Source organism: Prauserella endophytica (assembly GCF_005146945.1).
Taxonomy (GTDB): Bacteria; Actinomycetota; Actinomycetes; order Mycobacteriales; family Pseudonocardiaceae; genus Prauserella_A; species Prauserella_A endophytica.
On record NZ_SWMS01000005.1, the window covers coordinates 195636 to 209561 of the forward strand.

Consider the following 13926-nt stretch of genomic DNA (forward strand, 5'->3'; position numbering starts at 1 on the left):
GCGGATCAGCCGCGTACGACGGGAACCCGTCGCGAACGCAGCACGTCGGCGACGGTCTCGGCAGCGGTCAGCGGGTCGAGCGGATGCACGAGCACGGCGTCCGCCTGCGACCAGGTGGCGAGCCATCGGTCGTCCTTGCGCCGGACCGCGACCACGATGGGCGGGCAGTCGTCGATCTCGTTCTTGAGCTGGCGGGTCAGGCCGATGCCGCCGGTCGGCTGCGCCTCGCCGTCGAGGATGGCGAGGTCGATCTCGCCCGAGTCCATCTCGGTGAGCACGTCGGCGACGCCGGAGGCCTCCACGTAGCGGACCTTGGCGAGATCGGTGGCGGGCCTGCGGCCCACGGCGTTGATGATCGACTCCCGTACCTCGGGCCGGTGGCTGAAAACCAGGATCCTCAGTGGCTGCGCTGCCTGCTCGGCCATGGTCACGTCCTCCGCGCCTCGATGGTGGATCGGCCCTGATGCTATCGGTCCGGGCCCGTGTCAACCCAGAGGGCCGGAGAGTGTTCCACGACTCTCCGTAGGACCCGCTCTGCGGCGCCGGGCCACGGGGAGACATAATGCGACTCGTGACAACGGCAGCTCCCACCATCAGCCAGCGGGTGCACTCGCTGAACAGGCCGAACATGGTCAGCGTCGGCACCATCGTTTGGCTGTCCAGCGAGCTCATGTTCTTCGCTGGGCTGTTCGCGATGTTCTTCACGGTCAAGGCCCAGAACGACACAGGGCACTGGCCGCCACTCAATCCGGAGACCGGCGAGCCGATCCATCTGGACATCCCGTACGCGCTGCCGTTCACGATCATCCTCGTGGCGTCGTCGTTCACCTGCCAGCTCGGCGTGTTCGCCGCGGAGCGGGGTGACGTCTTCGGCCTGCGCCGCTGGTACCTGATCACGCTGATCATGGGCACGGTGTTCGTGGCAGGCCAGGCCGGTGAGTACGTCACGCTGATCAGCGAGGGCGTGACCATCCCGTCCGGCGCCTACGGCACCGTCTTCTACATGACCACCGGGTTCCACGGACTCCACGTCATCGGCGGTCTGATCGCGTTCGTCTACCTCCTGATCCGGACCCGGCTGAGCAAGTTCACGCCGGCGCAGGCGACCTCGGCGATCGTCGTCTCGTACTACTGGCACTTCGTCGACATCGTGTGGATCGGCCTGTTCGCGGTGATCTACATCATCCCCTGACCACCAGCACAATCGGCCGAACTGACAGCAAGGGTTGCCGCAGAAGATGACCACCAGCAAAGACTCCGCCACCGCCCCGAGGCGGCGTGCGGGGCGCCGCACGAAGTTCCGTCGGCGGATGGCCGGCCTGCTCGCGCTCGGTATCGCGCTGATCGGGGCGGGCGCCCTCTACGCCGTGTTCGCCCCGCAGCCGCAGACGGCGCAGGCGCAGGTCGACCCCGCGCTGCTGCGCAAGGGCGAGCAGATCTACAACAACACCTGCATCTCGTGCCACGGCGCGAACCTCGAGGGTGTCGAGGACAAGGGCCCGAGCCTCATCGGCATCGGCGACGCGGCCGTGTACTTCCAGACGTCCACCGGCCGGATGCCGATGGTCCGTCAGGAGGCGCAGGCCGCCCGCAAGCCCGCCAAGCTGACGCCGGAGGAGATCGACGCGCTCGGCGCCTACATCCAGGCGCACGGCGGCGGCCCCGAGCGGCCCGCGGAGACCGGCGAGGCGCTGCGCGGTTCCGATCCGGCTCGCGGTGGCGAGCTGTTCCGGCTCAACTGCGCGTCCTGCCACAACTTCACCGGCCAGGGCGGCGCGCTCTCGTCAGGCAAGTACGCACCGGAGCTCGCGCCTGCCAACGAGGACCAGATCTACACCGCGATGCTCACCGGTCCGCAGAACATGCCGAAGTTCTCCGACCGGCAGCTGTCGCCGGAGGAGAAGCAGGACATCGTCGCCTACGTCAAGTCGGTCAACGAGGGCAACAGCCCCGGCGGTAACGGCCTGGGCGGTTTCGGACCGGCTTCGGAAGGTGTCATCGCATGGGTCGTGGGCATTGGCGCGCTGATCGGCGCGACCCTGTGGATCGGATCGAGGGCATAGAAGCATGAGTAGCGGCAACGGGCCAGAACCCCGTCCCACCGACGAAGAGCTCTCGGCGATGAGCCGGGAGGAGCTCCTTCGCCTGGGCGGCAAGCTGGACGGCGTCGAGATCGTCAACTACCCGGACCCCTGGCCGGTCAAGGGCACCAAGGCGGAGAAGCGCGCCGAGCGCGCCGTCGCACTGTGGTTCCTGATCTCGGCGCTCGCGGGTGCGGGGTTCTTCGCGGCCCTCATCTGGTGGCCGTGGGAGTTCCAGCCGCCCGCGAACCAGGACGGGTACTTCTGGTACAGCCTGTACACCCCGGTGCTCGGCATCACGCTGGGCGTTTCGGTGCTCGCGCTCGCGATCGGCGTGCTGCTCTACAGCAAGAAGTTCATTCCCGCCGAGCTCGCCGTGCAGCAGCGCAGCGACAACATGGGCGAGGGCTCCGCCGAGATCGACCGCAAGACCTTCGTCGCCCACCTCTCGGACGCGGGGGACCGCAGCACCATCGCGCGGCGCTCGCTCATCAAGCGCAGCGCCGGCCTCGGCGCCGGTGTGCTGGGCCTCGGCACCGTGGCGCTGCCGCTCGCCGGGTTCGTCGAGAACCCGTGGAAGGACGCGAACGGCAAGGACTCGCTGGCCCACACCGGCTGGAAGCCCTCCTTCCCCGGCGAGGTCGTCTACCTGCGCCGCCACACCGGCGACTTCGGCGAGGTCTCCCTGGTGCGCCCGGAGGACCTCGACGCGGGCGCCATCGAGACGGTGTACCCGTTCCGGGAGTCCGAGCGGGACGACCACGACGCGCTCGTCCACGCGCTCAAGCGCGCGGACAACCCCGTGATGCTGATCCGCCTGCGCCCCGACGACGCCGCGAGGGTCGTCAAGCGCAAGGGCCAGGAGGACTTCAACTACGGCGACTACTACGCCTACACCAAGATCTGCAGCCACGTCGGATGCCCGACCTCGCTGTACGAGCAGCGGACCAACCGGATCCTCTGCCCGTGCCACCAGTCGCAGTTCGACGCACTGCAGTACGCCAAGCCCGTCTTCGGTCCGGCTACTCGCGCTCTGGCGCAACTGCCCATCACGGTGCACAGTGATGGGTACCTGATCGCGCGGCACGACTTCATCGAGCCGATCGGACCTGGTTACTGGGAGCGGAAGTCATGAGCTCACTCACCACGCCGACCAAGGGCTCCAGCGCTCTCCAGCGGCACGCCGCGGCCGCCGGCGACAACGCCGACCGGCGTTACGTGGCGGCCAAGGGCCTCCGGCACCAGATGAACAAGGTCTTCCCGACGCACTGGTCGTTCCTGCTCGGGGAGATCGCGCTCTACAGCTTCATCGTCCTGATCCTCTCCGGGGTGTACCTGACGCTGTTCTTCGACCCCTCGATGGAGGAGGTCGTCTACAACGGGCCGTACCAGAACCTGCAGGGCATCGAGATGTCCCGGGCGTTCGAGAGCACGCTCGAGATCTCGTTCGAGGTCAGGGGCGGCCTGTTCATCCGGCAGGTGCACCACTGGGCGGCGCTGATCTTCGTCGCGGCGATGATGGTGCACATGTTCCGGGTGTTCTTCACCGGAGCGTTCCGCCGTCCGCGCGAGGCCAACTGGGTCATCGGCGCGCTGCTGCTCATCCTGGGCATGTTCGAGGGCTTCTTCGGCTACTCGCTCCCGGACGACCTGCTCTCCGGTACCGGTATCCGCGCGACCCTCTCCGGCATCGTGCTCTCGGTTCCCGTCGCGGGGACATGGCTGCACTGGGCGTTGTTCGGCGGGGAGTTCCCCGGCACGGTGATCGTGCCGCGCATGTACGCGCTGCATATTCTGATCATCCCGGGCATCATGCTCGCACTGGTGGCGGTGCACCTCGCGCTGGTCTGGTACCAGAAGCACACGCAGTTCCCCGGTGTCCGCCGCAAGGAGACCAACGTCGTCGGCGTGCGCATCATGCCGGTGTTCGCCGTCAAGGCCGGTGCGTTCTTCGCGGTGGTCACGGGCTTCACCGCGCTCATGTCGGGTCTGTTCCAGATCAACGCCGTGTGGAACCTGGGGCCGTACAACCCGTCACAGGTGTCGGCGGGTTCACAACCCGACTGGTATCTCGCCTGGGCGGACGGCATCCTACGTATCTGGCCAGCGTGGGAGCTCTACATCGGCAACTACACGGTCCCGCCGGTGTTCTTCGCCGGTGCGATCGGTATGGGCATCCTGTTCACGGTGCTGATCGCGTACCCGTTCATCGAACGGAAGCTGTCCAAGGACACCGGTCACCACAACCTGCTGCAGCGTCCGCGTGACGCACCGGTGAGGACGAGCCTCGGCGTCATGGCGATCACGTTCTTCATGGTGCTCGAGATGTCCGGCTTCAACGACATCATCGCGTACACGTTCGACATCTCGCTGAACGCGACGACGTGGGCAGGCCGGATCGGGGTGCTGATCGCACCGCCGCTGGCGTACTACATCACCTACCGGATCTGTCTCGGCCTGCAGCGGTCCGACCGCGAGGTGCTGGAACACGGTGTGGAGACCGGCATCATCAAGCGGCTCCCGCACGGTGAGTTCATCGAGATCCACCAGCCGCTCGGCCCGGTGGACGGCCACGGTCACCCGGTGGAGCTGGAGTACCAGGGCGCGCCGGTGCCGAAGAAGATGAACAAGCTCGGCACCGCGGGTCAGCCGGTCGCGGGCGGCTGGCTCTCGCCGGACCCGGCGGAGGAGACCGCGGCCCTCGAGGCCGCAAGGGCCCACGGGAACGGCCAGACCAGCGACCGCGAGCTGGAGGCCCCGCAGCCCGAAGAGGCCGGCGCGGGCACCCGCGAGCACTAGGTTCGCCAACAGCCCCCAAGGCCACCTTTGTTGCGCTCAACGCAACAAAGGTGGCCTTGGGGGCTTTTTCGCGGGCTCGGGTCAGTCGGCTTCGATGCCGATGTCGAAGGCCGACTCGGTGTCGGCGCGCGAGTACGAGCGGAAGGCGATGTGGGTGTCGGTGTCGAGCACCCCGGAGACCTTGCTGATCTTGGTGGGGATCAGGTCGGCGAGGCCCTCGTGGGTGGGCACGCGGACGATGGCGATGAGGTCGACGTCGCCCGCGCACGAGTACACCTCCGCCACCCCCTCGATGTCCGCGATCGCCTGTGCGGTCTCGGGGATGCTGTCCGCGGCGGCGTGAATCAGGACGATCGCGGTGATCAACGGTGGCCTCCTCGCAAGGGCATGGGCTTCTCCGCCGTGATCGTAGCCCTGAGCGCGGTTCAGGACCTGGAGCGGCGCCGCAACGTCAGCGCGAGGGCCACGACGGTCGCGGCCAGGTACACCGCGGCGAGGACCGGGTGAACGCCGTCCAGGGAGAAGAGGACGTAACCCTCGCCGATGCCTGCCAGCGTGCCGACCACGACGAGCGTGACCAGAGCCCACCGGCTGCCGAGCCGGAACTGCCAGAGCACGCTGCACCACGTGGGCAGCAGGCAGAGGCACAGCGCGGTCGGCAGGGTGTCGTCGGCGTCAAGGGCGGCCCAGTCGGGCCACGTCAGGCCGCCGCTCGGCAGCAAGGCGGAGAACGCGACGAGCAGCTGGCCCGCCGCGGCCGCGATCGCCACGCCCCAGGCGACCACCGCCGAGCGCGAGGCCGCGGGGGCGGTACGCGGTGCCGCGCTGGCGAAGTGGGCGCTCGCTGAATCTGAGTACGACAGCACCGCGGCCGCAACGAGGAAGACGGCTCGCAGCGCCCCGGCCCAGACGAGGACCGTCAGCAGCGGATCGCCCTCGGGCAGCGAGCTCAGCACGATCACGTCGAACACCGTGCTCAGTACGAAGAACCCGGCGAGTCCGCTGAGCGCCGCCCTGGCGAGCGGCCTTCCTGCGGCGAACCGCAGCAGCGCCCAGACCACGAGTGCCAGCAGGATGAGGCTCCCCACCGGGTTCGAGTCGTCCTCGGGCGCACCGAGCCGGCTCAGCAGCACAACCGGCAACGTCAGGACCAGTCCGGTGACCCAGAGCCAGAACGCCACGCGGACCGAACGGGGCTCGCTCACCGGAGCCGCCTGCGGCTGCTGTGTCGTCGTCATGCCGGACAGCGTGGCCCCGGACGCCGACGGTGCTGCCGGCGTTGACCGGTTGCTGTCAACGCTCAGCCCACGTGCTCCAGCGCGTTGGCCGTGGCGGCGCGGTCGAGCCAGGGGCGCCAGCCACCGGCTCCGTGCGCGGGCTCGGCCCATGGTGTCGCCGTGCGCACCAGCCGAACCCCTGGCCGGGTGAGCCAGCGCAGCAGCACGCCCGCCTCCTCGGCCGCGGCGCCGCGGAGCGGTCCCGGCCCCGGCAGCACCGTCTCCGCCGATGCCACGAGCGCCTCGACCACGGGCATCGGCGGCACGCCCCGGCGCGCGACACCGGCCGAGGCGAGCCGCCCGTGCCGCAGCACCGCGAACTCCCAGCCGCCCGAGCCGTCCGGAGCCGCGCCGACCAGCTCGGGGATCGCCGCGAGCGCCGCGAGCCGGTGGCGTCGCTCGACGCCGCGCAGCAGGGTGACCAGCTCGTCGCGCCTGCGCGCAGCCTGTTCGAAGTGCTCGGCCTCGGCGAGCGCGTCGACGTGCTCGCGGGCCGCGTGCAGCGCCGTGTTGTCCGTGCCCTCCACGAGGTCGGTCACGAGCCGCACCGACGGCGCGTACTCGGCGACACTCTGCCTGCCCGCGCACGGAGCCCCGCAGCGGCCCAGTTCGGCCAGCACACACGGCTTGGCGCTCGCCCCGGTCGCGGGGATCCGCTGGGTGCACGTCCGCAGGCGCGTGGCGCTCGCGAGCGCGTCGGCGGCGACCTTCGCGCGCGCCTGCGAGCTGAACGGGCCGAGCGCGCCGTCCCGCACCTGCCGGACCACCGACAACCGGGGGAACGCCTCGTCGGTGAGCACCACCCACCAGGCGTTGCGCGGGTTCTTCGACCTCCGGTTGTAGGCGGGGCGGTGGGCGCCGAGCAGGCGCAGCTCCCGGACCTGCGCCTCCAGCGCGTGCGAGCACTCGATGCCCTCCACGCGCTCGGCGAGCCCGACCATCTCCCTGATCCGCCCCCTGCTGTCGGAGCCGGTGAAGTACTGCCGCACGCGGCGGCGCAGGTTGCCCGCGGTGCCGACGTACAGCACCTCGTCGCTGGGACCGCGGAAGAGGTACACCCCGGGTCGTTCGGGCAGATGTGCGGCCATGCCCCGCTTGCGGCGCTGCGCGGGAGTGACGTCCGGCAGGTAGTCGAGCAGTTCCTCCAGCGAGTGCACGCCGACCGAGCCGACCCGCTCCAGGAGCGCGTGCAGCACGTCAACCGTCGCCCGCGCGTCGTCGAGCGCGCGGTGGGTCGGTTTGGTCCGCGCGCCCACCAGCGTCGCGAGCGCGGAGAGCCGGTAGCTGCGCGTGTCCTGTGGGGAGAGGACCCTGCGCGCGAGCTTCAGCGTGCACACCACCGGCGGGCGCGGCCACGCGTAGCCGTGCCCCTGGCACGCCGCCTTCAGGAACCCGACGTCGAATCCCGAGTTGTGGGCCACGAGCACGGAGCCGGAGGCGAACTCGAGGAAGGCGGGCAGCACGCGTTCGATGCGCGGCGCCGCCTGCACCATCGCCGTGGTGATGCCGGTGAGCGCGACGATCTGCGGCGGGATGGGCGCCCTGGGGTCGACGAGCGTGGCGAACTCGCCGAGCACCTCGCCGCCGCGCACCTTGACGGCCCCGATCTCGGTGATCCCCTCCGGGCCCGGCGGCGCGCCCGTGGTCTCGAGGTCGACGACGACGAACGTGGTGTCTCGCAGGGGAGTTCCGAGCTCGTCGAACGTCAGCTGCATGATCGGCACCCTAGGAAGGACCACCGACAATCTTTCGTCTCCGGTTCACCGTCCCGTCGCCGGGCGTGCGCCCGCGCCCGCGAGGATCGCCCCGACTGACGCGTGGAGGCGAGAATGCGATTGCTGCGGGCATTGCGGCGGGCACTGACGATCGTGCTGGTGACGGGCATGCTGCTGGGGATGGTGAACGGCGCCGCCTCGGCGGGCGGGCAAGGGGCGCGGGTGCTCACCGTGCTCTCGTTCAACATCCACCACGCGCAGGGCACCGACGACGTGCTCGACCTCGAGCGCATCGCGCGGGTGATCAAGAACAGCCGGGCCGACGTCGTGGGCCTGCAGGAGGTCGACCGGCACTACTCGGAGCGCAGCGAGTGGGCAGACCAGGCGGGCGAGCTCGCGGAGCTGCTCGGGTACCACGTGGTCTTCGGTGCCAACATCGACCGTGACCCGCCCGCGGCGGGCCGGCCCCGGATCCAGTACGGCACGGCGATCCTGTCCCGGTACCCGATCACGGACTGGGAGAACACGTACCTCTCGCGCTCGCCGAACCAGGAGCAGCGCGGACTGCTGCACGCGGAGCTGGACGTCCGTGGGGTGCCCGTGCACGTGTACAACACCCACCTCGCCGCGAGTTCGCAGACCGACCGCGCCGCGCAGACCCGCGAGATCGTGGAACTGGCGGGCGGCACGCCGCGTTCGGTGCTGGTGGGCGACCTCAACGCGCTGCCCGGATCGCCGGAGATCCGCACGCTCGACGCTGCGTTCACCGACGCGTGGACGGTGTCCGGGCGCGGCGACGGCGCGACCTACCCTGCCGAGGACCCCGACCGGCGCATCGACTACGTCTACACCGGGGCCGACGTGCGGCCGGTGTGGACGAAGGTGCTGGCCACGGAGCCCGCGGCCTCGGACCACCTGCCGGTGGCGGCTCGCCTGGTGATCCCATAGGGCGCGGTCCGGCGGTCCGGAAATTAAGCTTGATGGATGCTGCCGTCGTCCGCGCACTCCGAACGGCCCGAGGGGGACCTCCCCGGGCCGGCCGCCGGCGTGCCCGGCGAGGCCCCCGTCAGCACTGACGACGAGGGCGAGGAGCTCGACTGGCTCGGCCTGCCCGAGGCCATCCGCGAGCGCATCGCCGAGCTCGCGGCCTCGGCGCTCGGCAGGCTGCCCGCCGACGACGTCCCTCGGCAGCTGCGGCCGGTCGCGCGGTTCGCCCCGGCCAAGCGGGCCAGGGTCGGTGGCACCGCGCTCCTGACCGGCCTGCGCGACTCGAGCCGGTTCCGCACCGCCGTGCTGGAGTGGCTGCGCGAGCACCGCTATGACGCGCTCGATCCGAACGCGGAGGACTCCGTCGCCGCCGCGGCGGCCGCCGTGCTGCTCGGCACGTCCAGTGCGACCTCGCGTATCCGCCTGGTCGCCAAGAACGCCGAGGAGACCGCGTTGCGGGCCGAACGCGACGCGGCACTGGCCAGGGCACGGCGCCTGGAGGCCGAGCTGGAGCGGGTGCGCGGCGAGCTGGAGCAGGCCCGCGCCGCGACCGAGGAGGCGAGGGGCGAGCGAGAGGCCGAGCTGGAGAAGCTGCGCGGCAGGCTCCGTGAACAGGGCGTGGCGCTGCGGCAGGCCAAGGACGCCGCCGAGCTGGCGAGAGCCGAGGCCGAGCGGGCGGGCTCCGGCCGCAGCGCCGAGATCGAGAGCCTCACGGCCCAGCTGGAACGGGAACGGCAGCGCGTCGCGACGGAGCGGGCGCGGGCGGAACGGGCGCTCGCCGAGGCAGAAACCGCGCGGCAGTCGGCGCGCGAGGCGAGGGACGCCGACGAGGTGCGCCTTTCGCTGCTGCTCGACACGCTCGGCGGCGCCGTCGACGGCCTGCGCCGTGAGCTGTCCGTCGGTGAGACCCGCCGCAGGCCGGCCGACACCGTGCGCGGAGCCGGCAGCGGGCGGCGCGACGGCGACCGCGTGCACGACCCCGTGATCCTCGACCGCCTGCTGAGCCTGCCCAAGGTCCACGTGATCGTGGACGGCTACAACGTCACCAAGACCGGCTACCCCGATCTGACACTGGCCGAGCAGCGCAACCGCCTGATCGGCCAGCTCTCCGCGCTGGCGGCCCGCACCGGCGCCGAGCTGACGGTGGTGTTCGACGGCGCCGGGGTGACCTCGATCCCCGCCACCACACCGCGTGGCGTGCGGGTGTTGTTCTCCGATCCCGGCGTGCTCGCCGACGACGTGATCCGCTCGCTCGTCTCCACCGAGCCGAGTGGCAGGCCGATGATCGTCGTGACGTCCGACCAGGCCGTCGTCACGTCGGTGCGCGGGGACGGCGCCCACGCCGTCCCCTCTGCGGTCTTCCTCACCCGGCTCGGCCGCGTCTAGCTCAGCCTCGCGCACGGGCGCGTGACGATCTTGTGCACGGATCGTTGTCACTGCTGAGTCGGTGCGTGCGGAGGTCGCGGAAATGCGGGTGGGTGGGCTGCTGGTCACGATGGTGCTGGCCGGGTCGATGCTGCTCCCGGTACCGGCGGCGGCGCAGGAACCGCCACACCCGCCGACCGATCCCGGTGACCTGCGGGTCGAGGCCGGGATCGCGCCGGGCTCCCCGGTGCCCGACCCGAGGCCGGGGGAGGCCTTCGCCGATCCGGTGGTGGCCGACCTGCAGCGTGCCGCGAGCCAGGTGCAGCGCGAGCTCGGGCAGCTCTCCGGCCAGATCCAGGGTGCACAGCAGAAGGTCGACCAGGCGGCCTCGAGGCTCGCGACGGCCAGGGCGCAACGCGAGCGGGCCGAGGCGGCGCTGGCCGCGCAGCAGCAGGAGATCGACCAGTTCTCGCGCTCGGTGTTCACGGCGATGGGCAGGGCCGACGAGTTCCGGCTGCTCGTGACCGCGGCCAGCCCCGAGGAGCTGCTCGGCGGCACGTCACTGCTGAACCGGCTGAGGGTCGAGCAGGATCAGCGGCTGGTCGGCGCGCTCACGCGGCAGCGTGAGGCCGTCGCCGCCGAGCGGGCCGCCGAGGCCGACGAACGGGCCGCCGCCGAGAGCGTGGCGGAGCTGGAGCGCCGCAGCGGCGACGCGACCAACCGTGCCGACGCCGTCTCGGCCGAGCTGCGTGACCCGATCGACGCGGCGAACGCGGCCGTCGTCGCGCAGCAGCGGGCGCAGCAGCAGCGCAACAGCGAGACCGCGGCGAGCTGGCGCGCCTACCTCGGCAGGCTCGACGCCGCGGGCATCGAGCCGCCACCCGCCGCGACGCTGCGTGACCCGGCGCTGCTGCCGGCCGGGCTGCGGGCGTTGCCGGGCAAGGACGGCAAGCCGCAGGCCGGGGTCGCTCAGATCGGCGTGAACGGCCAGCGGCTGCTCGTCCTGCCCCGGGAGACGATCAACGCCGTTTCGGCCGCCGTGGAGGCACTGGGCAGGCCGTACGTGCCGAGGGAGGGCGGCGAGGGTCCGGTGGCCTACTCGTGCGACGGGCTGGTGCGCTCCGTCTTCACGAAGGCGGGCCTCGCGCTTCCGCCCGCGGCCGCCGAGCAGTTCGCCAGGGGACGGCCGGTGCCCGCCGCCGACGCGCAGCCCGGCGACCTCGTCTTCGTCGGTCCCGCGCGCTACGGCGTGCAGTCGGTGGGCATCGTGCTCGACGAGCGGACCATGCTCGTCGCCGACGCGCGCCTCGCCGGTGTCGTCGTGGCCGACCGGCCGGCCGGAGAAAGCCTGCTGGGCGTGGTGCGGCCCGCGCTCGGGCAGCGCTCGGCCGGGGCCGTCCCCCAACGCGCGGACGGTGAGCTGACCTGGCGCTGCGGTGGCGTGGAGCTGCCGCCGAGGCGGACCGGCGCCGCCGGAGCCGACGAGGCCGCGGGCGCGTGGGGCGGCTACCCCAACGGGCTCATCCCCGGTGCGGCGATGTGTCCCATCGGCGTGGGCTCGCACGTGCTGCGCTGCGACGCCGCGCAGTCGTTCCAGGCGATGTCGCGGGCGTACGCGGCCACGTTCGGCGAGACACTGTGCCTCACCGACTCCTACCGGACGTTCTCCGCGCAGGTGGATCTGTACCGCCGCAAACCGTCGCTCGCGGCCGTTCCCGGGACGAGCAACCACGGCTGGGGCCTCGCTGTCGACCTGTGTGGCGGCGCCGAGTCGTTCGGCACGCCGCAGTACGGCTGGCTCGCGGTGAACGCCCGCGCGTTCGGCTGGGTCAACCCGGGCTGGGCGCGGCAGGGCGGCGGCCGGGAGGAGCCGTGGCACTGGGAGTTCGTCGGCACGCCGTAGCGTGCGGTCCGGAAATTGTCGGTGGTGGTCCCTACCTTCAGCGGCATGGACTACTTCGACGAGAACACGCTGGTCATCGACTGTGACCGTTGCCAGGTCCGTGGGGACGCCTGCTCCGACTGCGTGGTGAGCGTGCTGCTGGGCGCGCCGCCGTCGGTCGAGTGGGACACCGAGGAACAGCGCGCGGTGGACGCGCTCGCGGAGGCCGGGATGGTGCCCCGCCTGCGGCTCGTGCCCGAGGGACCGAGGGGTCACAAGCGACACCGCCGGGCGGGCTGATTACTGGCGCAAACCCGATGCGCTGAGCGGTCCATCCGATCAGGTGAACGGTCGAGGCGAATACAGCGGCGCGTTTGTTGCATCTGTCACACCGAGCGACTAAGCGCTGGTCCGATGGGGGCTGGGCCTCCGGTTGGCGATTTTCGGTACCTCGCCGGTGGACGCGAGCACCGACCTTTCGTAACCTAGCCGAGATCTCGCGCCAGGCAGCCGTTCCACCAGGGTCGGCGACGCGAGGTCGCCGCCGAAGCAGCTTGCAGTCGGGGAAGCTGTGCCGGACCACTGCGCGACATCAGGTGAATGGCGGTACCCGCGGGTACCGCTGTGCCCGATGCGCCGGAGAACGCTGGAGCGTGACGAGGGCCCCCGACCTCACGCGGTCCAGTGCGCCCGGCAGGCGGCCGAGAGCAAAGGAGACACACGCGACGTGCAGTCGCATCCCGTGAAGCGCGTGGTCTCGGGCGCGCTGGCGGCCTCCGCCGTGATCGCGGTCGTCACCTTCACCCAGTCCCCGGCCACCGCAGCCCCAACCCCCGCCCCCCAGAATCCCCCCGTCCTGCAGCAGCCTTCGGGCTCCGACGCGCTCGACAAGTACCGTGAGCTGGCCGCACAGGCCGAGAAGCTCAACGAGGAGTACCTGTCGGCCGAGGAGGACCTCAAGGCCAAGGAAGGCGAGCTCCACCAGGCCAACAAGGAGCTGGAGAACGCCAGGCAGGCTCAGCGTCAGGCCATGGCGGACATCGACCGCTACCGGGTCGACGTCGACAAGTTCGCCGGTGTGTCCTTCACCAGTGGTGCCCAGCTGAACAAGCTGTCCGCGCTGCTGACCGGTGACTCCGCGCAGGACTTCCTCGACCGCTCCTCGGCGCTCGACATCCTCGCCACCGACAAGAACAAGGCGCTCAGCAAGCTGCAGGGTGCCGTCGACGCGGCGAGCTCGGCCGAGAAGCAGGCCGCGGACGCGCAGCGCCGGGCGCAGCAGGCCAAGGACGCCGCCGCCCGCCTCACCGCGGACCTGGAGTCCCGCAAGGAGCGTCTCGACCAGCAGGTCGAGGACCTCGCCGAGCAGGCGGGCCTGCTCAGCGACTCGGACGTGGCCGCGCAACAGGACACCGGCCCCGACGTCGGCCCGATCTCCGCGCCCGGCGCGGCCGCCCAGGCCGCGGTCGACGCCGCGATGAGCGTGCGGGGCAGCCCGTACGGCTGGGGCGACACCGGTCCGAACTCGTTCGACTGCTCGGGCCTCACGCAGTGGGCCTACTCGCAGGCGGGCATCAGCATCCCGCGCACGAGCAGCTCGCAGTCGACGTACGGCCAGGCCGTGTCGCGTGACCAGCTGCAGCCGGGCGACCTGGTGTTCTTCTACTCGCCCGTCTCGCACGTCGGGATGTACATCGGCAACGGCATGATGGTGCACGCGCCCACCGAGGGCGACGTCGTCAAGGTCTCGCCGCTGCAGGACGAGTACAGCGGAGCGCGCAGGGTCGCGTGACGGCTTCCACCGCCGGGGCGGGATAGTC

13 protein-coding genes are annotated in these 13926 nt (G+C 71.2%); 9 read left to right on the top strand and 4 right to left on the bottom strand.

The genetic code is table 11. The features are described 5' to 3' along the window. Positions 1-5 precede the first annotated feature (5 nt). Positions 6-425 (bottom strand): hypothetical protein, encoded by a 420-nt coding sequence (locus FCN18_RS11960; RefSeq protein WP_112275049.1) that lies wholly within the window; start codon positions 423-425, stop codon positions 6-8. 137 nt (positions 426-562) lie between these two features. Here FCN18_RS11960 and ctaE point away from each other — a divergent pair, with 137 nt between their 5' ends. From ctaE to qcrB, 4 genes are read left to right on the top strand one after another with little or no spacing between them, the layout of a single operon-like run. Further along, on the top strand, positions 563-1192 hold the full coding sequence (gene ctaE, locus FCN18_RS11965; protein ID WP_112275050.1) for an aa3-type cytochrome oxidase subunit III: 630 nt from the start codon (positions 563-565) through the stop codon (positions 1190-1192). A gap of 46 nt (positions 1193-1238) precedes the next feature. Further along, positions 1239-2063, top strand: a complete 825-nt coding sequence (gene qcrC, locus FCN18_RS11970) for a cytochrome bc1 complex diheme cytochrome c subunit (RefSeq protein WP_112275051.1) — start codon at positions 1239-1241, stop codon at positions 2061-2063. Positions 2064-2067: 4 nt separating this feature from the next. Next, entirely contained in the window at positions 2068-3216 is a 1149-nt protein-coding gene (gene qcrA / locus FCN18_RS11975) for a cytochrome bc1 complex Rieske iron-sulfur subunit (RefSeq protein ID WP_113642463.1), read from the top strand. After that, positions 3213-4880: a cytochrome bc1 complex cytochrome b subunit gene (qcrB, locus tag FCN18_RS39735; protein ID WP_137094956.1), complete on the top strand. Its 1668-nt coding sequence runs from the start codon at positions 3213-3215 to the stop codon at positions 4878-4880. Before qcrA ends, qcrB begins: the two co-directional genes overlap by 4 nt. An 81-nt stretch (positions 4881-4961) precedes the next feature. Here the strand turns inward: qcrB and FCN18_RS11985 are convergent, their stop codons facing one another. The 3 genes from FCN18_RS11985 to FCN18_RS11995 all read right to left on the bottom strand — a co-directional run bounded on the left by FCN18_RS11985 (position 4962) and on the right by FCN18_RS11995 (position 7872). Further along, entirely contained in the window at positions 4962-5246 is a 285-nt protein-coding gene (locus FCN18_RS11985) for an Lrp/AsnC family transcriptional regulator (RefSeq protein ID WP_110342461.1), read from the bottom strand. A 59-nt stretch (positions 5247-5305) separates the two neighbouring features. Next, entirely contained in the window at positions 5306-6118 is an 813-nt protein-coding gene (locus tag FCN18_RS11990; RefSeq protein WP_137094958.1) for a hypothetical protein, read from the bottom strand. Positions 6119-6180: 62 nt separating this feature from the next. Beyond that, positions 6181-7872: a DEDD exonuclease domain-containing protein gene (locus tag FCN18_RS11995; protein WP_137094960.1), complete on the bottom strand. Its 1692-nt coding sequence runs from the start codon at positions 7870-7872 to the stop codon at positions 6181-6183. 114 nt (positions 7873-7986) lie between these two features. On the opposite strand from FCN18_RS11995, the gene FCN18_RS12000 reads away from it, so the two are divergent. The 5 genes from FCN18_RS12000 to FCN18_RS12020 all read left to right on the top strand — a co-directional run bounded on the left by FCN18_RS12000 (position 7987) and on the right by FCN18_RS12020 (position 13898). Continuing rightward, positions 7987-8820 (top strand): endonuclease/exonuclease/phosphatase family protein, encoded by an 834-nt coding sequence (locus FCN18_RS12000; RefSeq protein ID WP_113642467.1) that lies wholly within the window; start codon positions 7987-7989, stop codon positions 8818-8820. Between the two features lie 36 nt (positions 8821-8856). Next, the gene (locus FCN18_RS12005; protein ID WP_112275056.1) at positions 8857-10245 is read left to right on the top strand and encodes an NYN domain-containing protein; all 1389 of its coding nucleotides are present in this window, start codon (positions 8857-8859) and stop codon (positions 10243-10245) included. An 82-nt stretch (positions 10246-10327) separates the two neighbouring features. Beyond that, the gene (locus tag FCN18_RS12010; RefSeq protein ID WP_113642468.1) at positions 10328-12127 is read left to right on the top strand and encodes a D-alanyl-D-alanine carboxypeptidase family protein; all 1800 of its coding nucleotides are present in this window, start codon (positions 10328-10330) and stop codon (positions 12125-12127) included. A 45-nt stretch (positions 12128-12172) separates the two neighbouring features. Beyond that, positions 12173-12406 (top strand): hypothetical protein, encoded by a 234-nt coding sequence (locus tag FCN18_RS12015; RefSeq protein ID WP_112275059.1) that lies wholly within the window; start codon positions 12173-12175, stop codon positions 12404-12406. Positions 12407-12833: 427 nt separating this feature from the next. Next, positions 12834-13898 (top strand): C40 family peptidase, encoded by a 1065-nt coding sequence (locus FCN18_RS12020; RefSeq protein ID WP_199542801.1) that lies wholly within the window; start codon positions 12834-12836, stop codon positions 13896-13898. Positions 13899-13926: the final 28 nt, after the last annotated feature.